26 protein-coding genes and 1 pseudogene are annotated in these 23,514 nt (G+C 41.5%); 21 read left to right on the top strand and 6 right to left on the bottom strand.

Translation table 11 applies throughout. The features are described from left to right. Positions 1 to 693: 693 nt before the first annotated feature. The 11 genes and pseudogenes from AC6CHU_RS05725 to AC6CHU_RS05675 all read left to right on the top strand — a co-directional run bounded on the left by AC6CHU_RS05725 (position 694) and on the right by AC6CHU_RS05675 (position 6,889). Positions 694 to 1,701 (top strand): nuclease-related domain-containing protein, encoded by a 1,008-nt coding sequence (locus AC6CHU_RS05725; protein WP_498120687.1) that lies wholly within the window; start codon positions 694 to 696, stop codon positions 1,699 to 1,701. Between the two features lie 53 nt (positions 1,702 to 1,754). Then, entirely contained in the window at positions 1,755 to 2,915 is a 1,161-nt protein-coding gene (locus tag AC6CHU_RS05720; RefSeq protein WP_159862886.1) for a pyridoxal-phosphate-dependent aminotransferase family protein, read from the top strand. 4 nt (positions 2,916 to 2,919) lie between these two features. After that, positions 2,920 to 3,381 (top strand): GyrI-like domain-containing protein, encoded by a 462-nt coding sequence (locus tag AC6CHU_RS05715; protein WP_159863033.1) that lies wholly within the window; start codon positions 2,920 to 2,922, stop codon positions 3,379 to 3,381. A 60-nt stretch (positions 3,382 to 3,441) separates the two neighbouring features. Further along, the gene (locus AC6CHU_RS05710; RefSeq protein ID WP_201306481.1) at positions 3,442 to 3,582 is read left to right on the top strand and encodes a hypothetical protein; all 141 of its coding nucleotides are present in this window, start codon (positions 3,442 to 3,444) and stop codon (positions 3,580 to 3,582) included. A gap of 242 nt (positions 3,583 to 3,824) precedes the next feature. Further along, positions 3,825 to 3,977 (top strand): glycine zipper domain-containing protein, encoded by a 153-nt coding sequence (locus AC6CHU_RS05705; RefSeq protein ID WP_201306482.1) that lies wholly within the window; start codon positions 3,825 to 3,827, stop codon positions 3,975 to 3,977. Positions 3,978 to 3,990: 13 nt separating this feature from the next. Then, positions 3,991 to 4,650 (top strand): hypothetical protein, encoded by a 660-nt coding sequence (locus AC6CHU_RS05700; RefSeq protein ID WP_159862887.1) that lies wholly within the window; start codon positions 3,991 to 3,993, stop codon positions 4,648 to 4,650. Between the two features lie 26 nt (positions 4,651 to 4,676). Continuing rightward, positions 4,677 to 5,069: pseudogene (locus AC6CHU_RS05695) on the top strand (GNAT family N-acetyltransferase); the annotation flags it as partial. Positions 5,070 to 5,080: 11 nt separating this feature from the next. Continuing rightward, a complete protein-coding gene (locus AC6CHU_RS05690; protein WP_236566146.1) occupies positions 5,081 to 5,596 on the top strand; it encodes a class I SAM-dependent methyltransferase in 516 nt (171 codons plus the stop codon). A gap of 43 nt (positions 5,597 to 5,639) precedes the next feature. After that, complete coding sequence (locus AC6CHU_RS05685; RefSeq protein WP_236566147.1) at positions 5,640 to 5,825, top strand: hypothetical protein; 186 nt, start codon at positions 5,640 to 5,642, stop codon at positions 5,823 to 5,825. Between the two features lie 21 nt (positions 5,826 to 5,846). Next, entirely contained in the window at positions 5,847 to 6,335 is a 489-nt protein-coding gene (locus AC6CHU_RS05680) for an NUDIX domain-containing protein (RefSeq protein WP_159862888.1), read from the top strand. After that, positions 6,332 to 6,889, top strand: a complete 558-nt coding sequence (locus AC6CHU_RS05675; RefSeq protein ID WP_251284449.1) for a GNAT family N-acetyltransferase — start codon at positions 6,332 to 6,334, stop codon at positions 6,887 to 6,889. Before AC6CHU_RS05680 ends, AC6CHU_RS05675 begins: the two co-directional genes overlap by 4 nt. Before the next feature lie 51 nt (positions 6,890 to 6,940). On the opposite strand, the gene AC6CHU_RS05670 is transcribed toward AC6CHU_RS05675, so the two are convergent. Continuing rightward, positions 6,941 to 7,081 carry a hypothetical protein gene (locus AC6CHU_RS05670; RefSeq protein WP_175609156.1) on the bottom strand — a complete coding sequence of 47 codons (141 nt, stop codon included), beginning with the start codon at positions 7,079 to 7,081 and terminating at the stop codon, positions 6,941 to 6,943. A gap of 68 nt (positions 7,082 to 7,149) precedes the next feature. Here AC6CHU_RS05670 and AC6CHU_RS05665 point away from each other — a divergent pair, with 68 nt between their 5' ends. From AC6CHU_RS05665 to AC6CHU_RS05650, 4 genes are all read left to right on the top strand, one after another. Then, on the top strand, positions 7,150 to 7,476 hold the full coding sequence (locus tag AC6CHU_RS05665) for a histidine phosphatase family protein (protein WP_498120682.1): 327 nt from the start codon (positions 7,150 to 7,152) through the stop codon (positions 7,474 to 7,476). Between the two features lie 251 nt (positions 7,477 to 7,727). Further along, a complete protein-coding gene (locus AC6CHU_RS05660; protein ID WP_159862891.1) occupies positions 7,728 to 8,780 on the top strand; it encodes a DUF2332 domain-containing protein in 1,053 nt (350 codons plus the stop codon). A 93-nt stretch (positions 8,781 to 8,873) separates the two neighbouring features. After that, positions 8,874 to 9,824 carry an oxygen-dependent tRNA uridine(34) hydroxylase TrhO gene (trhO, locus tag AC6CHU_RS05655; protein ID WP_498120680.1) on the top strand — a complete coding sequence of 317 codons (951 nt, stop codon included), beginning with the start codon at positions 8,874 to 8,876 and terminating at the stop codon, positions 9,822 to 9,824. 90 nt (positions 9,825 to 9,914) lie between these two features. Beyond that, the gene (locus AC6CHU_RS05650) at positions 9,915 to 10,535 is read left to right on the top strand and encodes a LysE family translocator (protein ID WP_498120678.1); all 621 of its coding nucleotides are present in this window, start codon (positions 9,915 to 9,917) and stop codon (positions 10,533 to 10,535) included. Positions 10,536 to 10,579: 44 nt separating this feature from the next. On the opposite strand, the gene AC6CHU_RS05645 is transcribed toward AC6CHU_RS05650, so the two are convergent. Continuing rightward, positions 10,580 to 11,326, bottom strand: coding sequence for a uracil-DNA glycosylase family protein (locus AC6CHU_RS05645; RefSeq protein WP_159862894.1), 747 nt, complete (start codon positions 11,324 to 11,326; stop codon positions 10,580 to 10,582). Between the two features lie 101 nt (positions 11,327 to 11,427). On the opposite strand from AC6CHU_RS05645, the gene AC6CHU_RS05640 reads away from it, so the two are divergent. From AC6CHU_RS05640 to AC6CHU_RS05630, 3 genes are all read left to right on the top strand, one after another. Next, positions 11,428 to 11,892 (top strand): hypothetical protein, encoded by a 465-nt coding sequence (locus AC6CHU_RS05640; RefSeq protein ID WP_159862895.1) that lies wholly within the window; start codon positions 11,428 to 11,430, stop codon positions 11,890 to 11,892. Between the two features lie 111 nt (positions 11,893 to 12,003). After that, a complete protein-coding gene (locus AC6CHU_RS05635) occupies positions 12,004 to 15,216 on the top strand; it encodes a DEAD/DEAH box helicase (protein WP_498120676.1) in 3,213 nt (1,070 codons plus the stop codon). 586 nt (positions 15,217 to 15,802) lie between these two features. Continuing rightward, on the top strand, positions 15,803 to 16,246 hold the full coding sequence (locus tag AC6CHU_RS05630; RefSeq protein ID WP_159862897.1) for a GyrI-like domain-containing protein: 444 nt from the start codon (positions 15,803 to 15,805) through the stop codon (positions 16,244 to 16,246). Between the two features lie 29 nt (positions 16,247 to 16,275). Here the strand turns inward: AC6CHU_RS05630 and AC6CHU_RS05625 are convergent, their stop codons facing one another. Next, entirely contained in the window at positions 16,276 to 16,902 is a 627-nt protein-coding gene (locus AC6CHU_RS05625; protein WP_251284446.1) for a metal-dependent hydrolase, read from the bottom strand. Positions 16,903 to 17,073: 171 nt separating this feature from the next. Here AC6CHU_RS05625 and AC6CHU_RS05620 point away from each other — a divergent pair, with 171 nt between their 5' ends. Beyond that, positions 17,074 to 18,240: a TraB/GumN family protein gene (locus AC6CHU_RS05620; RefSeq protein ID WP_498120674.1), complete on the top strand. Its 1,167-nt coding sequence runs from the start codon at positions 17,074 to 17,076 to the stop codon at positions 18,238 to 18,240. Between the two features lie 186 nt (positions 18,241 to 18,426). Beyond that, complete coding sequence (locus AC6CHU_RS05615) at positions 18,427 to 19,437, top strand: DUF3231 family protein (protein WP_498120672.1); 1,011 nt, start codon at positions 18,427 to 18,429, stop codon at positions 19,435 to 19,437. A 57-nt stretch (positions 19,438 to 19,494) separates the two neighbouring features. Here AC6CHU_RS05615 and AC6CHU_RS05610 read toward each other — a convergent pair whose 3' ends face one another. The 3 genes from AC6CHU_RS05610 to AC6CHU_RS05600 all read right to left on the bottom strand — a co-directional run bounded on the left by AC6CHU_RS05610 (position 19,495) and on the right by AC6CHU_RS05600 (position 22,528). Next, positions 19,495 to 20,592, bottom strand: coding sequence for an ABC transporter permease (locus tag AC6CHU_RS05610; RefSeq protein ID WP_159863034.1), 1,098 nt, complete (start codon positions 20,590 to 20,592; stop codon positions 19,495 to 19,497). 25 nt (positions 20,593 to 20,617) lie between these two features. Next, positions 20,618 to 21,547 (bottom strand): ABC transporter ATP-binding protein, encoded by a 930-nt coding sequence (locus AC6CHU_RS05605; RefSeq protein ID WP_159862901.1) that lies wholly within the window; start codon positions 21,545 to 21,547, stop codon positions 20,618 to 20,620. 639 nt (positions 21,548 to 22,186) lie between these two features. Beyond that, positions 22,187 to 22,528 (bottom strand): hypothetical protein, encoded by a 342-nt coding sequence (locus AC6CHU_RS05600; protein ID WP_159862902.1) that lies wholly within the window; start codon positions 22,526 to 22,528, stop codon positions 22,187 to 22,189. Between the two features lie 152 nt (positions 22,529 to 22,680). Between AC6CHU_RS05600 and AC6CHU_RS05595 the strand changes: the two genes are divergently transcribed. Further along, positions 22,681 to 23,496 (top strand): pentapeptide repeat-containing protein, encoded by an 816-nt coding sequence (locus AC6CHU_RS05595; RefSeq protein ID WP_251284442.1) that lies wholly within the window; start codon positions 22,681 to 22,683, stop codon positions 23,494 to 23,496. Positions 23,497 to 23,514 lie beyond the last annotated feature (18 nt).

Genomic DNA, 23,514 nt, shown 5'->3' with positions numbered 1-23,514 from the left:
ATAAATCAAGATTGCAGCGGTTAATGGACCCTCAAAGAGCGAAAAACGCCTTAATTGAGCTACAAACCTGTCTTTTTTTAATAGTGTGTGAGTGAGCGCACAGAAATAATTTTATACGCACATATTTTGGGCTTAACCGCACACAAATTTGGTTATCCGCACACAAACACACTTTTGGGGCGTTTTCAAAAAGATTTGTAATAGAAATTCTTGAAAAAAGCAAGATTGCAGTAGAAATGATTCTTAAAGACTGAAAAATCTCCTTAATTGAGCTAGGACTTTGTCTTTTCGCCAAGTTTGCCAGTGAACGCACAGAAATAATTTTATCCGCTCACATATTGGGCTTATGTGCACACAAATTTGGTTATCCGCACATAAACTCACTTTTGGGCCGTTTTCAAAGAGATTTGTAATAGAATTTCTAGTATAAAGCAAGATTGGAGCGGAAAATGATCCTCAAAGAGTGAAAAATCTCCTTAATTGAGCTAAGACTTTGTCTTTTCACCATAGTGTGGAGTGGACGCACATAAATAATTTTATCTGTACATATTTTTTGCCTATGCGCACACAAAATCGTTTTTGCGCACACAAATTCATCTATCCGCACATAAATACTTTTTTAGTAGTTTTCCAAAAGGATTTCCAGATAGTATTGAAGAATCCACTAGTATAAAACAAGAATGGAGTGAAAAAATGATCCTCAAAAAACGAAAAATCCCTCTTTTAATATGTAAAACAGAAGCCCTCCTCCGCAGGCTGCCATCCCACCACCAAAAAATCCCACTCATAAACGAGGATTTGAATAAAAGACTTGCAGGTTATAAAGGAGAAGCTTCATTGGATTTTCCTCTTGATTTTCTGGATAGCAAGGAATATTTTATTCTTCATGATCTTCGCTTGCCGGATCATGATCGCTTTTTCCAAATTGATACACTCATCCTTACGAAAAAATTTGCACTAGTACTGGAAGTGAAAAATATTACAGGACTTCTTCATTTTGATACAGTATACAATCAATTAATACGTATTAAGAATGGCAAAGAGCAGGTTTTTCCTTGTCCTTTACTTCAGGTTAATCGACAGGCGTCACAACTAAGAAGGTGGCTAAAAGCCAGTGGCAGTATGGAAGATTTACCTGTTTTATCTTTTGTAGTCATTAGTAATCCGCATACAGGAATTAAAGTTATCCCTTCACATATTGACCTCAGCCGTAAAGTTATACACCGAAATACTCTTCCTTTAAAGATTGTGCAAATAGAAAATTCCATTAAGAAAGAAATCAGTGAAAAAACACTTAAAAAGATCATTCGTTTATTAAAGAAGCAGAGCACAGAGCAGGAAAGCTCTATTCTATCAAGGTACCAGATCCATCAATCTGAAATACTTACTGGTGTATTCTGTCCTGCCTGCAGCTTTTTGCCCCTCCAAAGAGTAAGCCGCACATGGTACTGTCCCAAATGTAATCTGAAAAATATAGATGCTCATGTGCAAGCATTACACGACTATAGCCTTCTGCTGGGTAATGCCATCACAAACAAGGAACTCAGAAACTTTCTTCATATCTCTTCTTCCTATACTGCAACCCGACTTCTCCAATCCCTTAATCTCCCGCAAACCGGAGCTCAGAAAAATAGAACATATACACTCATATTCCCCGAGGAATCTACAAATCAAAAAGGAATTAAAAGAGGTATTCATTAGGAAATGTCGAAACATTTAGATATCTACATAACAGCCAAAGGAGGATTTTTATCATGCCAAACGAGGAAATGCTTTTAATTCCAGGACCTACGCCTGTAGTAGATTCGATTTATGAGGCGATGTCACAAGAGACAAGGGGACATACGGATCCGAGGTTTGCCGCTGTTTATAAGAGTGCGATTGAGAAAACGAGGGAGATGCTGAAGACGGATGGAGAGGTGCTTGTCATTTCCGGGTCCGGGACGATTGCGATGGAAATGGCTCTCGTGAACACGGTAGCAGCAGGAGAACGACTATTGATTATCAGCCAGGGCTTTTTCGGTGATCGTTTCTTGCATTTAGCTAAGGCGTTCGGAATCCAGGCAGATATTATTCAGTCTGAATGGGGTAAGCAGGTGGACCCCGCAGCAGTTGAGGAGAAACTTGCTTCTCATTCCTATAAAGCTGTGACGATTACCCATGCGGATACATCAACAGGTGTGTCGGCTGATCTGGATTCCCTGGTGCCTATCATTAAGAAGCACGGGGCACTTGTCATTCTGGATGGAGTCTGTGCTACGGCGGCAATGGAAGAGGATATGAGCAAGTCATATGGAGAAGGGAAAATTGATGTGGTCTTAACAGGATCACAGAAAGCAATCGGTGTACCGCCGGGACTCGCAGTTGTAGCATTCAATGAGACAGCACTGGCTGCCCGCGAACAAATGGAACATGTACCTGCCTATTATTGTGATATCTATAATTGGATTCCCATTATGCATGATCCGCAAAAATACTTTGCCACGCCGCCTGTGAATTTGATTTATGCCTATGACGAGGGAATGAGGCTGGTATTAGAGGAGGGAATGGAACAACGCTATAAGCGTCATGAAACCTACGGCAAAGCAGTACGTGCGGCACTTGCTGAATATGGAATGAAGGCAATTGCCGAGGAAAAGGCCGCATCAGCCACTCTCAGCTGTATTCTTTACCCTGAAGGGATGGATGATGCTGAATTCCGTTCATCCCTTGCGAAAAAAGGTGTCATTGTTGCCGGAGCACTGGCCCATCTTGCAGGGAAAGCATTCCGAATCGGCCATATGGGGAATACGACAGAAGATATGCTTGAAAAGGCCATTGTGCTGATCGGGGAAACAATGAACGAATTGGGTTTTGAGGCAGATATCCAAAAAGCAGCTGATAGATTTAGAGAACTGGCATTGCCTGTTGCTTAATAAGATGCCTGATTTGACTCAGACAGAACTTGGGGAATTAAAACTAATAGGGATCCGCATCATATGCCCGCCTGATCAGTATCCCGCTGAAATTCCTAAGGCAATTCATCTTTTATCTGAACGCCTAACAGAAATCAAGGGAGCTATAAATCCTGAGCAGCTTGTTGGTGCCTTCAAAGTGGAGGAAGATTCTCCTGAAGAAGACGGATATTGGATTGGCATAGAGGTGAAGGAATTTATTCGTGTTCCTGATGGGATGTTCTCATTAAAAATTCCACCGCAAAAATATGCTTCTATCCGGCACAAAGGACCTAATGATGAGATTGGAAATTCCTACAGGAAACTGCACAGATGGATTGAAGAAAAGGGATACAAACGGCTGAAAAATAAGTGGCACATAGAAATCCATCATAGCTGGGAACGGCTAGAGGATTTAGATATAGAGCTGCTGGATACGATCGCATGATGTTAAAGACTGCCTTCCCGGCAGTCTTTTCCCTGAAATAAAAGAAGGGAGAATAAAAGAGTGATAGAGTATCGAATTAAACATATGAAGGGATACGATGAAAAAATAGGAGACTTGGTTCTGAAGCATATTGCATTTGTTGAATATGTTCACCAAATCATTACGTTTGAAAACAGAGATCTAACGACCAAGAACATTTAAAATGGGCCGCTGCGTATGAACTGGGTGAAAAAGCAAGGCGTGAAATCAATAATCATCCCCTTGAATATGATTTGGAGGAACTGTCAGCAATTAGAGAGAAAACGTTAATACATTTAACAGCGAAACAGGATAGCTGGCTGCTCAAAGGAAATAAATAAACCTGCTGCCTTTTTCCAAAAATATGAAACTTAAACTTCCATTAGTTCGTATATAAGGAAAACAATTAAAGGCGGTTATATTTGATGAAAAAAATGAATTGGGGTTTTTCGGGCAGCGGAATGGCTTTTGGACTGTCTATGGGATTAGTTTTTGGAATGCTTTTTGACAATTGGGCCTTGGGCATTGCCATGGGAGTTGCCTTTGGGGCTTCGTTTGGATCAGCAGATAAGAAATAAAGGAGATTCTGCCATGATTAAAAATAAAAAGCTGTTTATGGCATCAATGATCTTATTCGTTATATCTATGGCTATGAATTTTCCTTTCCCGAATGAGTATCCCTTAGGTGATGAAGGAACTGCGGTTTTCACTATTCCTATCAATTCAGCAGAGGGCATTTATTATAAAGGTGTATTCAATCTCATTTTACTTATATTGGGAATTGTGTTCCTGCATCGTTCTCTTGAAAAGTATCATTTGCGATCATTTTTCGCCGTTATTATCATCTTTTCCCTTCTTCCTCCTTATCTGGCAGAGACGTATCAAAAAACGCTGGCAAATGGGATCAATGCTGTTTCTTATATAAAAGATGAAAGTCGTTGTACGTTTGAAATGACAGGTAAAGATACTTTGAAGGGAATTTGTCAGCTGCCATTTGAAAATTACAGCAATGATGAAGTGTCTTTTACTATCGGCTTTTATGACAAATACTTATTCGAAGAAGATGTAAAGATGGTTTCACTGATGAGCAGCGGCGAACCTCATTCCGTTAATTTGCACCCTAACGAATCAAAGCTTGTTCGGATTGAGAAAGAGATGGATGTGTCACAAATCCCAAATCACGTTACAAATGGGGAATCTGCTTATATAAGCATCATGATTAAGTCTGGTGAGAAAATCAGGAAATTGTGAGAGGGGCTGAAAGAATGAACATTTAGTTAAGACCTGTCACAAGAGAGAATTGGGAAGAAGCTATACAGATGAAGGTATATATAAAACCCGATGGCGAGGCAGTAGAGTATATTCCATTCTCCATATATGACAATGATAAAATGGTCGGGTTTATTTTGCACGCCTATGAACCGGATACAGTTAATATGTATTGGATCAACGGTTTTTTTATTGATCAGATGTATCAGGGCAGGGGCTATGCCCGTGCAGCATTAGCGAAGATGATCAGCTGGATAAAAGCTAAGTTTCCAGAATGCGAGGAAATCCGCTTAACGGTTCACAAAGATAATCTTCACGCAAAAAAGCTTTATAATAACTTTGGATTTTCTCCCACCGCAGAGATATGGGGAGAGGAAGAGGTTTACTATTTTTCGGTATAAAGGAGTTACGAATGATTAATGAAACACTTGAGTTAAATAAGAAAAGCTGGGATGCAGCTGCTAAAAGGTTTTATGGGAGAAATTCGCTGCCTGAATATGGGCCATTAGCGCCAACTGAAGATAATCTCCAATTGTTCGGAGATGTGCGCAGCTTAAAAATGCTGGAAATTGGGTGCGGAAGCGGGCATTCCCTTAAGTATTTGGACCAGCGGGGAGCAGGTGAATTATGGGGATTGGATCTATCCTCCAGTCAAATCGAATCAGCAAAGGCCCTTTTAGTCAAATCTTCTTCACCAGTAAAGCTGTTTGAGTCCCCGATGGAACAAAATCCTGGAATTCCTGCTGATTATTTCGATGCCGTTTTTTCTATATATGCGATTGGCTGGACAACGAACATAGAAGAGACGCTGAAAAATGTTCATTCCTATCTTAAATCTGGCGGAATGTTCATCTTCAGCTGGGAACATCCCCTATATAACCGGATTAAGGCTGAAAATAGAGCATTAATTATGGAAATCCTATCATGAGGAAGGCCCTTATCAGCACATTGCATGGAATCAGCCTGCCATTATGCAGCAATTTAAACTGAGTACATATATCAATCTATTAATAGAAAACGGGTTTGCGATTGAAAGGGTAATTGAAGATGTCAGCCTTACTAAGGGAGATGTTCAGCGGCATGCCAATAGCTGGTATTCCTATGAAAAGGCGAGAGCTGTACCCGCTGCTTTTATTATTAAATGCAGAAAGCTATAGAAGAAAAGGCGGAGAGACCAAATGACCTATCATATTAGAGTCAGAGCAGGTGCAGTTATTATAGAAAATAATTCGATCCTGCTGATTGAGTTTCAGGATGAAAAAGGCCTTCATTTTAATTTGCCTGCAGGCGGGGTTGAACCCCAGGAATCTGTAATTGATGCAGTGATAAGGGAAGTGAAAGAAGAGGCATCTGTGGATGTGAGGGTTGGCCCATTGGCATTTGTATATGAATATGCCCCACACTTAAATGAATTTAGTTATGGGCAAATACATTCACTGGACTTAATGTTTGAATGCCAGTTAATTGAAGGCTCCATGCCTAAAATGCCATCAGCCCCGGATCCTAACCAGACAGGTGTCAGGTGGGTGCCGCTTTCTACGCTTGCCAATATAGTGCTGTATCCTAATATGAAAGCTCACATCTTAGAATATATAAACAATAAACGAAACATAGATTTAATTGAAGAGCACACACTGGATGTGTACCCTATGGAGATGAAAAAATGAATGAAGAAATCATGATTGATTGCGGTGAAGTAATCCTCAGGGAATACCGGATGGAGGATGTCCAGGCACTTTTTGAAATTACGTCCCAGCCGGAAGTTTATGAGTTTATCCCAGGGGCAAAGGCTACTCTGGAGCAGCGGGTGAACTGGATGGAGAATTATGAAATTCCAGCCAATAACAAATTCAAGTCCTCATTGCCGGAACTGAAAAATGCCGGATTTTTGAATTTGGGAATCATTTTAAAGGAAACTGGAGAGTTTATCGGCTTTTGCAATACAGGTATAAAGGATGAACTGCCGGAACCGAACAGGGAAATTGGCTATGCCATTTCAAAGCACTGGCGGAATAAAGGCTATTCCACCCTTGCTGCAAAAGGGCTGATAGGTTTTCTTTTTGAGAAAACAGCCCTTGAAACACTAAATGCTGTTGCTTTAACCAGCAATGCCAGTTCCAATAGAGTTCTGCAAAAATGCAGCTTCAAGCTTGCGGGAGAAAAAATAATTGATGGAGAACAGTTTTTTCATTACATTATGAAAAAAACAGATTGGGCATAGACAAGTGTCAAAGACACCCGCCAATCAATATGGGGGTGTCCCGTTATTTTGTTATAAATCAGATTTAGGATTTGTATTAAATGTCCCGTTTTTATTTTCCTTTTCATGGCCCCGCACCTGGTCTCCGCCATTTCCTTTTTCATGCACCTTTTTGCCGCCGAGCTTTACATTTGGATATTCTTGTTCCCGCATGGTCTTCACCTCCATGTTAATTAAATTATCCATAAAGGAAAAAAATATATAAATTTTGAGGTTTTTAAATGGAAATAACACTAATCAGACATGGCAGGTCAGCGCAAATGGAAAATCACCGCATGACCAGCATGGAATACAAAAAATGGGTTGATACGTATAACAATTTAGGGATAGCTGAGGGTGAGAGAGGTCCTGAGGATTCAATCAAAAAAGGGGCATCATCATTAATTTTACTCACAAGTGATTTAAAAAGATCAATCGAATCGGCCAGAACCTTGAACCCTTCAGCAAAGGTACAATCAGATCCGTTATTCAGGGAAATGGAATTGCCATTGCCTGACATTCATCTGACGGGAGTAAGATTAAGACCAAAACATGGACTTTCTTATTAAGAATCCTGTGGATCTGCGGCTATTCACACGGGTGTGAATCATACATTCAAGCAAAGCACCGGGCAAAACGAGCTTCATTAAAGTTAACTTCTTTTTCGAAAGAACATCAACATGCCGTTCTCATTGGACACGGGTTTTTTAACCTCTATATTGCAAAAGAACTTCAGAAATCCGGATGGAACGGAAAGAGAAGAACTGGTTCAAAGCATTGGAATGCAGTCACTTATGTGAAATAACGGGGGCGTAAGAATATGATAAAAGCAAATATATCATCGAAATTCAAGACTTTTGGACAATTTGAATGCCGCGGTTCGAGTAATCTTTATGAATTCCTATCAAATAAAATTGCTGAGGATAATGAATTGCTGGTTTTGGCATCAGAGGCGAGAGACGGCCAGCCTGTACCGAACTTGTTTTTTGGGGCCATACATTATCTGCTGTTAAAAGGGAAAGATCATGAGCTTAAGGAATACTATCCAAGCCTGGAGGAGGATCCAAGAAACCCGCAGGATGCCTTCCAATGCTTTAAAGATTTCTGCAGGCTGAATTCACAAGAAATTAAAGAGATATTAAAAACGAAAATCGTTCAGACAAATGAAGTAAGGCGCTGTGCTTACTTATTTCCCGTATTCTCATATATTTTCCAGCAGGCACAAAAGCCGCTGGCCCTGATTGAGATAGGGACAAGCGCCGGTCTGCAGCTTCTCTGGGACAAGTACAGCTACTCATATGGAACAGGAAAAATATATGGGAATTCAAACGCAGACGTTCATTTAACCTCTGAAATCAGGGGAAGAAATGTCCCGATTTTTCCTGAAGAAATGCCCCCGGTTGCATCGAGAACTGGAGTTGACCTTCATATTAATGACCTGAATAATCAGGAAGATTTTCTGTGGCTGTATTCACTTATCTGGCCTGAACACCTGGAGAGAAGAAATTTATTTGAACAAGCTGCCAAGTGTCTGAAAGAAAATCCAGTAAGACTGATTGAGGGAGATGGTGCCAAGCTTTTGCCGGGTCTGGTTAAAGAAATACCTGACGACCATTCAATCTGTGTATTCCACACACATGTGGCCAATCAAATGCCGGCAGAAGGAAAAGAGCAACTGCTTGCTGAAATAACAGCTTGCGGGCAAAACAGGGATATTTTCCATATTTATAATAATATCCAGGACAGGGGTCTTCATCTTGATTATTTTCTTGGTACTAAGGAATTCAAGAGAATTGTCGGACATACTGAAGGACATGGAAAGTGGTTTACATGGGAATTGAATCTTTCGCACTCCGAAAATTTTGAAACTTGACATCATCTGTTATACTTATCTAGGTAAGTATATATTGTTTTAACCTATTAACAGATATATCTTGCAAATATTAAGTGATAGGTGGAAATACAAATGAGTCAAAAACCGTACAGAGTTTTACTTTACTACATGTATGTTCCGATTGAGGACCCTGAGGAGTTCGCAAGTGAGCATAAAGCTCTTTGCAATGAACTGGGCCTTAAGGGACGTATTTTGGTTGCAAATGAAGGCATAAATGGAACTGTTTCCGGACCAGTGGAACAGACAGACCGCTATATGGAAGTAATGAAGCAGGATCCGCGCTTTGCGGAGATGGTTTTCAAAATAGATGAAGCAGATGGACATGCGTTTCCAAAGATGAAGGTTCGTGCACGTCCCGAGCTTGTAACTCTTCGTCTTGAAGACGACGTGAACCCGAACGAGCTTACAGGTAAATACCTTGAGCCAAAAGAGTTCTACGAAAGACTTCAGGATGAAGATACAATTGTCTTGGATGCACGAAATGATTATGAGTATGATCTTGGACACTTCAGAGGGGCAATCAGGCCGGATATCGAAAATTTCCGCGACCTGCCAAACTGGGTCCGTGAAAATAAAGAACTGCTTGGCGATAAAAAGATCATTACGTATTGTACAGGCGGCATCCGCTGTGAAAAGTTCTCAGGCTGGCTTGTAAAAGAAGGCTTTAAAGATGTAGCCCAGCTTCACGGAGGAATTGTCACATACGGAAAAGATCCTGAAGTACAGGGGCAGCTATGGGATGGCCAGCTTTATGTATTCGATGACCGCATTGGCGTTCCGGTTAACCAAAAAGAGCATGTTATCGTAGGTAAGGACTACTTCACAGGCGAGCCTTGTGAGCGCTATGTCAACTGTGCAAACCCTGCCTGCAACAAAAAAATCCTTTGCTCTGAAGAAAACGAGCATAAATATATGCGCAGCTGTTCTCATGAATGCCGCACGCATCCTCGGAACCGTTATATTGCTGAGCATGGACTTTCTGAGGCAGAAGTGGAAGAAAGATTAGAAAAAGTAAAAGCATAAGAGAATTAGAGCAGATTTCCTTCATGGAACTGCTCTTTTTTTTTAAAAGCTGATATAATATTCTTAATATTTTTATGAGGCGGGTGGGGTATGGATAATGTACTTTTATTTCTTTTAATGTCATTTCTGCTAGTCATTTTGCCCGGACCAGATACTGGCATCCTGATTCAAAACACGATTTCAAACGGGAAAAAAAGCGGCATTAAAACGATGTTTGGATCTGTCGCCGGGCTGCTTGTCCATACAATCGCTGTTGTTCTGGGCTTATCGGCCTTAATTGTAAAGTCTGCATACATTTTTACTTTTATTAAGTATGCCGGGGCACTATATCTGATTTATTTAGGCATCGTTTCGTTAGTATCTTTAAGGAACAACCAGGTATTTACTGACAGCGGGAGAAAGCTTAAGAAAAACAAATCGCATTTTCTGCAAGGGTTTTTCACGTGTGTGTCCAACCCGAAAGTAGCTGTGTTCTTTTTAACCTTTTTCCCCCAATTTTTAAGTCCTGATGGAAACCACTTTCTGCAGTTCACTGCAATGGGCTTCATCTATACGCTTATTACCATCATCTGGTTCTTTTTCTATGTGTACTTGATCGACATCTTCAGGACATGGCTGAAAAAGCCTGCTGTAAACAATGCAATCCAAGGCATTTCAGGTGTTGTGTTAATGGGCTTTGGCATTAAATTGGCACTTGAGAAGCAGCCTTAAGAAAAATGGACTGAATAGCCTCTAAGAAGGGAGAAGCAACTTGATTATTGCTGTTCAGCCCACTTTTTAATGATTCGGGCCATAGCCTGTTTGTTGTTATCAAATTGCTTAGCTCTGTGGCCATTTGCACCTGATGGATGAGGAAATCCGTATAAAATGGTATGTCCTGTAAGCTGGCTGGCTGTGTTTAGATGACGGATGACCCTTTCAATGGTTATCCCCAGCGGAATTATGAGAGCATGGCTTTTAATTAGACTCAGCTCTCCAGGAAATACCTTTGTAGCATACTGGGCAAGAATTTCAGTTTTTAAAAGATCAGGCTGGTGTCCGGTATAATTTTTGCCCCGGTAGAAAACTGGATACTTTACGACTGAAGTGGTGTGCAGGAGTGCTCTATTTTGTTCAAAAAGTGTATCTGAGCTGTCTATGCCAAGAGCATTCTGTAAACCGCATTGATCCAGCATGCTTATTAAATTTCTCCTCATTCCTCCTGCAAAACTGGCTGCTTCCTTAGTATCTTTCAGTATTGTCTCAAGCTTCTTTTCTGCAGCTATTCCTTTTGTGAATGATTCAAAGGCAGCCCTCATTTGGCTCCATCCTGGAGTAATCCCGACGATGACAACTTTCGCATCAATATTGATAAATTCGTTGTGGGGGGCATAATATATTTCCAAATCCCCGTACTTAGATATAAGAAAATCCCGGGTAATCAATTGATCCTTTGTCAGCGGCCTGCCTTCAGGAAGCTGCTGTATGGCCGGAAAAAACGCTGAAAACAATGAGCGCTCCATTAAATTCTCCTTTTAGTCACAGTTGTTATATGAATAATGTTACCAAATCATGAATAATAGACGCCATCTAAGAGACATTAACAAATAAAAAGGATTTTGCTATGATTGGACTGCTGATAGCCACCATTCTTTTTAATACCATTGCGTTTAAAACAAACAAGCGTTTGACAAAAAATCAAATTTTACATATATGGACATTTACAATATGTGCTCAGATGACATTTGATGTTATGATTGAGTTTAAATATTGGGGATATTGGTACTTTGACAAGAATCCCAATTGGGGAGGACTAATGGCACATATTGTGCTGGTCCCCCCGGTAAATATGATGTTTCTGAATTGGTATCCGTTTAAAGGAGATCGGATTAAGCGATTTTCTTATATCTTATTTTGGGTAGTGGCTATTTTGCTTTATGAAGTCATCGCTTTATTGCCGGAACCCTGGGGATATTTTAACTATGGCTGGTGGAGATTGTGGCATGCGGCCATACTTGACCCAATTCTGCTTGTAATAGTGGTGACATATTATAAATGGGTTAGCAGGCTTGAAAAGGAACTTAAATAATGGATAACTCAAAAGGGGGATCTGCACCCCCTTTTTGTGTTGCATAAAATGAATTTGGGCAGATGACTATGATACAATTTTGGTATGGATTTTCCCGGGAGGAGAACATTTGTGGATATTAAATTGACTCACAAAATGATAAAAGAACGGTGCGGTACTGTCTCCTTCAAAAGAGGAGACGCATTTTTCAGGAATAAAAAAGTAACTATACATAAATACAATGATGATATTTGTGAAGCATCGGTATCTGCCGGTGAAGATTTTTATGTTGAAATAGAAAAGACTTCAGGTAATGGCTTAAAAATAACATGCAGCTGTCCCAGGCTTGCATCATTTGATAAAGAGTGCCAGCACGCTGCGGCTGTATTGCTGGCAATTTATGATAGGCAGCAAACTAAAGCGCCAAACCTTTCTTCAGGCACCCTTGAAGCTTCTCCAGAACACGCCTTATCTGATAGCCTCATGACACTTTTCAGTGAGCTCGCGTTAAGGTCAAGCGGGCACCAGCTTCATTTTGAAAACAGGCAAGTGCTCCATCCTGAATTTACCTGTGTGCCTGTCCATTTAGGAAAAGGACATTATCTGTTTGCCATTAAATGCTCCATAGGCTCAATGGATGTCCTGGATATCCGGCAATTTCTCCACTCAGTTAAAGAGGGGAAACCAAGCCTATTATCCCTGACTTTTTCCTATGATCCCGCCCTCCATTGTTTCCCGCCGGAAGCGGATGCTGTCTTTCAGCGGCTGATACAGGTAATACAGGATGAATCCATTTATATCAATGCTTTAATGGAAGATTTTGATTATACAGCGAGCAAGCATATGCTCTTAATCCCGCCATCATCATGGGAACGGCTAAAGCCTGTTTTGGCGCTCGCAGAAAAAGTGAAGCTTGAAATAACAGGTAAAACATTTGATTATATGGCATTTTCAGATGAGCGGCTGCCATTGCGATTTGATCTGGACGAAGCAAAAAATACTTATTACTTACGTGTTAAAGGACTGGAGCGGCTGCTGATCCTGGATTCGTATAGTGCTGTGGTGTCCGGCGGCAAGTTCATTACGCTCAAGAAGGATGATTGCAAGCGTCTTTATGATTTAACTCAAATGCTGGAGGCTGCCGGAAAAAATGAAATTCCGATAGCTGCTGAACAAATGGAGATGTTTCTGGAAAAAGTGGTACCTGGATTGAGAAAGCTGGGAGATGTCCATATTTCTGAGGACATGTCACACAGGTTTATGAAAACTCCTTTAACTGCCAAGCTGTTCTTGGACCGCCTGCGGAACCGGCTGCTGGCAGGAATTGAATTTCATTATGATAATATCGTGATCAACCCGCTGGAGGGCAGGGAGCCGAAGGGCGGCACAAGGATTATTAGAGATGTGGAATTGGAGGATGAAATTCTTCAGCTTATGGAGGAAAGTTCTTTTGCGAAGACGGATGGCGGTTATTTTCTGCAGAATGATGAGCTGGAGTATGAATTCCTTTATCGTGTTGTCCCTAAACTGCAGAAGCTGGTGCAAATATATGCGACTGCGTCTGTAAGAAACAGGATATTCAGAGAGAATGCCAAACCGCAGATTCGGATAAAAATGAAAAAAGAGCGGACAAATTGGCTGGAATTCAAGTTTGTATTGACCGGAATAGCAGATCAGGAGATACGGGATGTGTTAGCTGCACTTGAGGAAAAACGAAAGTTCTATCGCCTGAGAGATGGCGCGCTTCTTTCATTGGAGACAAGGGAGTTTGAGGAAATCCAGCGTTTTCTGAGAGCTGTGCCCCAACAGGCGGAGGATCTGGAGAGCGGGTTAAACATGCCGATTGTATCAGGTCTTAGAATGCTGGCTGCTGCTGGTGATCAGGAAATGTTCCTTCAAGAGGAATCCTTTAGGACATTTTTGGCAGAGCTTGAGGATCCATCAAGCCTGCAGATTTCTGTGCCGGATAATCTGGAATCGGTTTTAAGAGAATACCAGAAGAGTGGGTTTAAATGGCTAAAGACAATGGCGCATTATGGATTTGGCGGCATTTTGGCTGATGATATGGGATTGGGAAAGACAATCCAAAGCATTGCGTTTATTCAGTCTGAGCTAATGGATATACGTGAATCTAACGGTCCTGTCCTGATTGTCTGCCCTTCATCCTTAACATACAACTGGTTAAGCGAGCTGACGAAGTTCACTCCGGACATACAGGCAATAGTCATCGATGGAAATCAAAAAGAACGGACCGAGCTTCAGAAAGATATATCCGGAATAGATGTGGTGATTACTTCCTATCCGCTGGTGCTGAAAGATATTAAATGGTATGAGATGCAGCCATTTCACACAGTATTTTTCGACGAAGCACAGGTATTTAAAAATCCGGTCACGCAAACAGCTAGAGCAGTAAAAAAAATCCAGGCAAAATTTCGATTCGCCTTAACAGGCACACCTGTTGAAAATTCTGCAGAAGAGATGTGGTCTATTTTTCATGTCGTCTTCCCTGAATTGTTTGGTGGCTTAAAGGATTACAGTCATTTAACAAGGAAAACGATTGCGAGAAGGGTTCGTCCATTCATGCTCAGAAGGATGAAGGAAGATGTTCTTTCAGAGCTGCCGGAAAAAATGGAGCTGGTTGATTCCTCTGAACTGCTGCCTGATCAGAAGAAGCTTTATGCTGCATACCTTGCAAAACTTAGAGAAGATACCTTAAAGCATTTAAATAAGGACACAATCAGAAAGAACCGCATCAGAATCTTTGCCGGTTTGACAAGGCTACGCCAGATTTGCTGCCACCCTGCATTGTTCGTCGATGGATATAAAGGAAGTTCAGCAAAATTTGAACAGCTCAAAGGGATTATAGAAGAATCCAGATTGTCCGGCAGACGAGTGCTGATTTTTTCCCAGTTCACAAAAATGCTGGACCTTATTGGCAGAGAACTGGCCCTTATGGGTTTGCAGTTCTTTTACCTGGATGGACAGACACCTTCGGAAGAACGGGTGGAAACCTGCAGCCGATTTAATGAGGGAGAGCGCGATTTCTTCCTGATTTCTCTGAAAGCAGGCGGTACAGGCCTCAACCTGACTGGTGCTGATACTGTCATCTTATACGATTTGTGGTGGAACCCTGCCGTTGAGGAACAGGCGGCCGACCGGGCCCACCGCATTGGACAGAAAAATACGGTCCAGGTGATAAAATTATTATCGAGAGGCACCATCGAAGAGAAGATGAATGAACTCCAGGAGAAAAAGAAAAACCTGATCGAGGAAATTATCGACTCAAATGAAAATGCTGCTGGCAGCCTGACTGAAGAGGATATTCGGGAGATATTGATGATTTAGAATGTGCTGCGGTAGGATTTTAACGGTTATGGATGGCTGGCTGCAGAGTGCGGAGTTGCTTCTGCTTCGGGTTTTGACACAAAGTAAGTAAACCATGGCTGTTTGTGTCAGAAGTTGCCCCGGGTAAAGACACAAAAATAGGAAATCATGTCTGCAGAGTCAGAAGTTGCTTCGGGTTCGGACACAAAGTAATAAAACCTTGGCTGTTATGTCCGAAGTTGCCGCAAGTTCGGACATAAAATAATAAAACCTTGGCAGTTATGTCAGAAGTTGCCCCGGGTTCGGACACAAAACAAGAAAACTACGGCTGCAGAGTTAAAAGTTGCTTCGGGTTGGGACATAAAATAATAAAACCTTGGACGCAAAGTCCGAAGCAGCCCCTGGCTTTCAAACTCAAAAACCTTAACAGGTGTTTGTCTTTGTCATCCCATTCAAAAAAGTATAGGTCCAGCTGCCTGTAAAACAGATAGTTGTTATTGAAGTGACGCGTCCGGCATGGCGCGTCTTTTCTAACGCAAAATAATAAAGGAGGATTTTTCCATTAGGTAAAGAATTAATATGAATAAAAGTTTTAGGGGGAAACCTAGTGTGCAAATTGGTGTCAAAAGAGTTTAAAGCAATTGTGATAAGGAGCAATGGTCTTTTTAAGGATTATGCCCGCCTGGTACCTGAAGCAGCACAGGATTTTTTGAAGCGTGGCCATCTAGTTCAAAATAGCAGCGGTTTAGAAGTTGCCTTTTTTGAACCAAAGAGAGGGGAAGATCACTTAGAGGGAACCTTTTTTACCGGTTTTTTAGTTCATGAAAAAGCAGAAATACTGCCAGATGGGATGGAGTATTTAGAAGCCGGGCAAACTTATGCCTCGATCAGAGGAAAGACTGCTGAGATGGGCGATTTGCATATGCGGCTTAACAGCTGGCTCAGGAAGAATAATCATCAGCAGTTTATTGATCATTATATTATTGAAGTTTATTATCCGGCTGCAAATGAGGAGGAAGAGGCAGAGGTATTTATCCCAATCAAAGATTGAACCGCTCAAAAGCTTGAGCGGCTGGTGTTTTAAATTTCCTTTGATGAAATGGGAAGAAAGAGTTTTACCCCTCTTTTATTGAAGGGCAGGATTTTTAAATCAGCAACCAAATGGCTTATGTAACCGGCAAGGCAGGTATAATAGACTCCTTCTATGCCCAGGGACATTTCAAATCTTGAAGAAATGAAAGCAAAAAAAACAACTCCCAGCAAGGAATGGGTATAGCTGCGGTGGGAAACAAAGGAAGCTATCAATATATAAATCCCAAATAATATGAGCCAAAGTTCCTGCAGGGAGATTCCTCCTGCCAGGACACCGATCCCCGTTATGGTCAGCATATGTTTTTGCCTTATTTTCGCTGAGATGGCAGTCATTCCAATTCCAATGGCCATGCCGAGCCATTTTTCTTTCGGGGAGCCCTCATAAAAACTATAAATAATCATTAGGATTCCAATGATTTGGGCAACCGTTCGAACGACTTCATGTGATAGTGTTAGCCGGTCTCGGAGTTTTCCATCAATATCGAGGTCCGGGATTAATCCTGAAACACTCCCGAGGCCCACTAGTAAAAGTGTTGCAGAAGGGCTTGCATGAACAGTGTTCGCTACCACGTATCCTGCTGCTGCTCCAATTGCTGCATGGGCGGTACCATTCAAAATTTTTTCCACCTTTATGTGTTATTTGCATTTTTTTCATGCATTCTTATATTATATCAAAACATTTGTTCTATTTGGTGGCTAATAGACTAAAATCTCCCGGCAGTTCATGGTATAATGTGGACAAAGCTAAAGCCTGCATAATAGAATTTGTATCTAAGGAAGGTATTTATGTCAGAGGAAAACATAACGAGGATTCATTTAGACGGCAAGGAATACATACTGATCGGAACAGCGCATGTTTCGAAGCACAGTGCAGAACAGGTGAAGGAAGTCATTGAGGCTGAACAGCCTGACTCTGTTTGTGTGGAATTGGATGAACAGAGATATCAGTCGATTACAGAAGGCAGTAAGTGGAAGGAAATGGATATTATCCAGGTTATTAAAGAGAAGAAGGCATCACTGCTTTTAATGAACCTGGCGATTTCATCCTTTCAAAACCGTATGGCCGACCAATTTGGCATAAAGGCTGGCCAGGAAATGATCCAGGGAATTGAGTCTGCGAAGGAAACAGGGGCAAAGCTCGTTTTGGCGGACCGTAATATCCAGATTACATTTGCCAGGATTTGGGGCAACCTTGGATTAAAAGGAAAATCACTGCTTCTCAGTCAGGTAATTGCAAGTATTTTCAGCAAAGATACCATAACTGAAGAGGAACTTGAAAAAATGAAGAATCAGGATACGATAAATGCAATACTGAATGAATTTACTGAAAGTTTTCCGCGATTAAAGAAACCCCTTATTGATGAGCGTGATCAATATCTGGCACAAAAAATTAAAGATGCTCCGGGAGAAAAAATAGTAGCGGTGCTTGGAGCAGCCCATGTACCGGGAATTAAAGAGGAAATTAAAAAAGAACAGGACATGGCCAAATTGACTGAGCGTCCTCCAAAATCCAATGTGCCAAAAATCATTGGATGGAGTATCCCGGTGTTCATTTTAACCATTATCGCCTATACATTCATTGCTAATCCATCGGCAGGGCTGGCACAGACGATCAGCTGGATTATCTGGAATGGTTCTTTGTCAGCACTCGGGGCTGCCATTGCAATGGGACATCCGCTGACCATTTTAACTGCCTTTGTAGCAGCACCTATAACATCACTGAACCCCCTTCTGGCTGCAGGCTGGTTTGCCGGGCTGACTCAGGCTTATATCCGCCGTCCAAGTGTAAGGGATTTTGAAACCTTATCTGAAGATGTTTTCAGTGTGAAGGGATTCTGGAGAAACAAAGTAAGCCGTATTTTATTAATTGTGGTACTAGCCAATCTGGGCAGCTCACTCGGAACCTTTATTGGGGGAGCCGATGTTATCAGAGTGTTTTTTGAAAATATATAATCATTTTGCGAGGTGAAACCCGGGTGGTTTCACCTTTTTGGTTCTTTGGATTCGTTTTCCAGAGGGGTTTATATGGAGTTGGAAGTATCTGCGGACTGCGCGCTTATATAGTGCAGAAGAGATTTTTTAAATAAAAATGTGAAGGAAGGGGAACCATATATTAGACAAAATGCAGGAGGGAAAGATATGCCTGGCGGAAATAAACAAGATAAGCTTACTGCAGCTGAACACGCAACCCTTTGGTCGCAATATGTAAATGATAGTCTTTCTGTTTGTATCCTGCGGTATTTTTTAAACCGTGTTAAGGACAAAGAGATTCGCAAAGTACTTGAATTTGCCCTTAAATTATCTGAAAGCCACATAGAAAAGATTAAAGGGTTTTTATCAAGGGAGAATCAGCCAATCCCTGTTGGGTTTACTGACAAAGATGTTCATGTGGACGCTCCGTTATTATTTACTGATGTTTTTATGGGAGTATATATCCATATTATGTCCATACATGGAGGCACAAGATATGCAGGTGCTATTGGCAATGCCACCCGGCAGGATATCAGGAAGTATATGAAGCAGGTTATAGATGAATCGCTGGAATTATTTGACCGCTCTTCAGATGTGCTGATTAATAAAGGAGTAATCGTTAAACCACCGATATTAAACAACCAGCAGGAAATTGATTTTATAAATAAACAGAGTTATTTAACGGGATGGTTCGGGAAGCGGAGACCTATAAATTCGATTGAAATCAGCGGGATTTACGTGAATATGCAGAAAATGATGATGAAGATTGTTTTAGAACTCGGATTTGGACAGGTTGCCCAATCTAAGGAAGTTCAAAAATATATGGAAAGAAGCAGGCTGATTTGCCGCAAGCATCTTGAAACTTTATCTGGTCTATTAAAACAGTCGAATTTGAATATTCCCAGTACATTCGAGGCAGAAGTAACGGATTCAACGATTCCTCCATTTTCCGATAAACTTATGATGTATCATACTTCATCACTTCTATCAGCCTCTATAGGCTTTTATGGAGAAGCGATGTCCATGACGCAGCGAAGGGATATTGCAGCACAATATGCAAAGATGATTGCTGAAATTGGAATTCTGGCTGAAGATGGGATGAATATTATGATAGACCATGGATGGTTTGAAAAGCCGCCTATGGCTACCGACCATGAAGATCTGTCAAAGAAAAAGTGAGGAAAAGCAGTACTGAAGTGAGGTCCAGCCGCCTGGTTGCAGGCAGCCGGGCCTTTTTTATCTGTCTGCAGCAATGGCCTTCCTTTTATAAAGTACAGACCCCAGAAGGAAGGTGACCGCGCCCCAAATCACCATCACGGCAATTCCGATCCAAAGTGATGCTGTAGCTATGCCGGTCTCGTAAACCATGCTTTCTCTTAAACCATCAGCGAAATAGGTGAGGGGAAGAATCGCCGAAATCGGCTGAATCCATTCAGGCATCGTTTCAATAGGGAAAAACACTCCGCTTAAAAACATCATGAGAAAGCTGCTGATATTGGCTACCCCCATATAAGCTTCTGTCGTTTTGCTGAAAGAAGAGAAGAAGTAGCCGAGTGCATTAAAGGATAGAGCGCCGAACAAAAATACAATAATCAGGGTAAAAGGATTAATATATAGGCTGGCACCGAATATAAAGACTCCTATTAAAGAGAGAAGGGTAATTTGCACAATGCTGAATAATAGTCTCATAAACATATCGCTTAACCCGAAAATCCCCATATTAGCCGGTGTCATGCGGAGTCTCTTGATTAATCCCTTTCTGCGCATTTCCACCAGATCCACCATGCCAAACATGCCGCCCTGGGCAATGGATAAAGCGATCATGCCGGTTAAAAGGAAATCAGTATAGTCTAATTCATTGGTGCTTGATGTTATCGATTCAAATTGAAGATCATATTTGGGCGCAGCACCTGCAGCCAATAAATTTGCCTGCTGGACAAACTTATCCAGAATACCGGAAACGGCCTGGGCTGCAGCACCCTGTTCATTTTCTTTATTGACAACAAGTAAAACAGAGGAGGCTTCCGCCGATTCCGGCAGGATAATAGCGGCATCCACTTCCTGGTCTTTTACCCATGCCTCCGCTTTATCCCTCGTAACAGGCTTTCCTGACTTAACCTCAAAAACAGGAAGCTCGCTGATCTGAGAAAGCATCATCTCGGATGCCGGATTTGGACTTGGATTAACGATGGCAACCTCTGTTTTAAACTCTTCATCTGAATTGCCGCTGAAGATGACCATGAAGATAACCATTAAAATGACCGGGAAAAAGATGCCCCAAAACCATGCCTGTTTTTCGCGAAGGGTTAGTCTCAGCTGTGCCAGAAACATCATTTTAAATTGATGAAATTTATTAATCTTAATCCCTCCATTCTTTTCCGGTAAACGAGATAAACACATCTTCCAGGCTCATTTCCCGTATGGAAACCTGTTCGACCCCGTATGATTTCTCTTTGGTGAATTTAAATAAGTCCAAAAGAGTTTCTTCCGGCTTTAACGCCCATATTTTTAGAGCAGCCCCTTCACGTTCTGTTTTGGATACAGATGCCAGCTCCTTTGAAAACAAATCAGCGTCCTCAGCCGCCTTTTCTCCATCCATAAAACTCAGTCTTATTTCCCGCTCATCCGTCAGCATCTCAATGAGTGCGGAAGGTGAATCAAGTGTAACCACATTACCCTGGTCCACAATACATACCCGGTCACTTAGCTTTTCCGCTTCTTCCATGTAGTGTGTCGTTAAGATGGTCGTTTTGCCTAATTCCTTAAGGTGGAGAATAATATCCCATATATTTCTCCGGGCCTGGGGATCGAGGCCGGTAGTCGGTTCATCCAGAAAGATGATTTCGGGATCGCTAATCAGCGCCAGACCGATGGCGAGCCTTTGCCTCTGGCCGCCTGAAAGTTTTTTTACGTGATTCCTGCGGTGCTCAGTCAGGTTGACTATTTCAAGGATTTCTTCTGTTGGCCTTGCATCGTCGTAAAAGGAAGCAAACAGGTTCAGGTTTTCTTCTGGTGTCAGCAAATCAAACATGGCACTTGACTGAGGCTGCACACCTATTTTCTTCTTTATCGATACTGCATGCTTATTCCAATTCAGGTCGCCAAAATGAATTTCTCCATAGTCAGGTGGAACAAGGCCTTCAATCATCTCCAGTGTTGTCGTCTTACCTGCTCCATTAGGTCCTATTATGGTGAAAACTTCACCGGCATGTACCGAGAAACTGATATCCTGGACCGCCTTGATGGATCCAAAGGACTTTTGTAGATTCCTTACCTCTAAAACAGTCATTCATTTTCCCCACTTTCATGACAAGTTGAAAAGTTAGTATCCTGCAAAATTCCTAACCTTCTATTTAATACGTTTCAATTTTTGAAAAAATTCACTTTTTTAGTAAACTTAATAATATCAATGAATAGCCGTTTTCTAGAAGCGGGGGGCGAGTGTACCAAGAGGCAGCGCAGATTTGCGCGAGGAACCCGGCAGCTGCGCAGGTTTGCTGAGTGCCTGCAGCGAAAAATCAACGTGCAAGTTTACAAGAGAACACTTGGCTGCAGGATTATGAGGCTTTTTAAAGAAAGTCAGGGGAGAATGGCGTATGGGAGAACTTCCAATAGCGGTTAATGATCTCTAGAATATGTACCTGAATTATATAATGATTGCATATTGCGGCATTTCTGCACATTGAGGGAGAAGGATTTTATCTCTTAGCAGGAGGCCAGAGAGTACACCTTAAAGCAATCGCCGGAAAAAATGGCACCCAATCATACTGGATGCCATCAATATTCGTCTTGTTGAGAAAATAGACATTATCCAATTAAAATGGATAAAATGAAAAGGCTATTAACCTGTTAAAAAATCTTAAAAGCTACCCCATATCCATAATAAGTGAGCATCCACTAACGTGAATCTCACTTTTGACTGGAGGCCTTATGTTAGCCTCATTGGAGCATTAAAGCTGTGCGCATCCCGGTAGGATCGATAAGAAACAAATCTTTTTCCATGGGAGGAACCATCCAATTGAAGAATATGGTCATTGATAGTTTCCATATACAGAAAGTCTTCATTCGCATTTAGACGATAGAATGTGTATGTGTTGCCAAGGAGTTCTTTCTTTGTTATTTGCGTATCGGGATGCTGCTGGATGAATTCTGACAGCTGCCTAACAGATACGGAAGGAATATCGGCCATCTCATAATACTTACCTTTAATGTTGGCCTTTAGTTTGTTTACGGCACTCATTGCCTTTTCTTTGTATTTATTCCTGGACATGTAGTCACCCCTTAATACTGTGATATTAAGAATATTTTCCATTTGCAGAAAGAATAAACATTACCGTCTGGAAAGTCAAGAATAGCATTGAATTGATTGCTGAATTCTTTCCTTAAACTTTAAAAAAGGAAGTGCGAGTTTTGCCTGAAAAATTGAGTAAGTTAAGACCAGATTGTGAAAATTGCTTTGGGCTTTGCTGTGTAGCCCTGCCTTATGCAAAATCAGCAGACTTTGCTATGGACAAGGAAGCTGGCAGGCCATGCTCAAATCTGCAGACTGATTTTCGCTGCCAGATACATGCAGACCTTAGAAAAAAAGGCTTTAGAGGCTGCACCACATTTGAGTGCTTTGGAGCAGGCCAGAAAGTATCTCAAGACACGTTTAAGAATAGGGACTGGCGCAGCCATCCCGGTCTTGGGAAAGAGATGTTTGCAGTGTTTCCCATAATGCATCAGCTTCATGAAATGCTTTTCTACTTAACAGAAATACTATTTTTAGAAGCAGCCAGGCCAATTCATGGGGAAGTCAGAGGAATCTTGGAGGCAACAGAAAATTTAACTAATATGGAACCGGGTTTGATTATGGCTATTGATGTTCAGGCTCATAGGCATGAAGTTAATAAGCTGATCCTAAAAGCGAGTGAGATTATCAGGAAGAACTCGGGATTTCATCAAAAAAAATCGGCGAAAAAATACAGCGGGCGAAGAGACTTTATCGGAGCTAATTTAAAAGGTGAGGTGTTATGCGGGGCTAATTTGAGAGGTTCCTTGTTTATTGCTGCTGACCTGCGCAAAGCGGACTTAAGAAATACGGATCTTATTGGAGCGGACTTCAGAGACGCAGATTTAAGCGGAGCCAATTTAATGGGAAGTATTTTTCTTAATCAGGCTCAGGTTAACTCCGCTAAAGGTGATAGGTATACAAAGCTGCCAGGGACATTACAGAGGCCAGAGCATTGGAAGAATTAAGATGAAAGAGGAATGCCG

The organism is Cytobacillus sp. GQ23 (assembly GCF_059758675.1).
The sequence above is the reverse complement of the archived record's forward strand: the minus strand, read 5'-3'. Positions and strand labels throughout refer to the sequence as shown.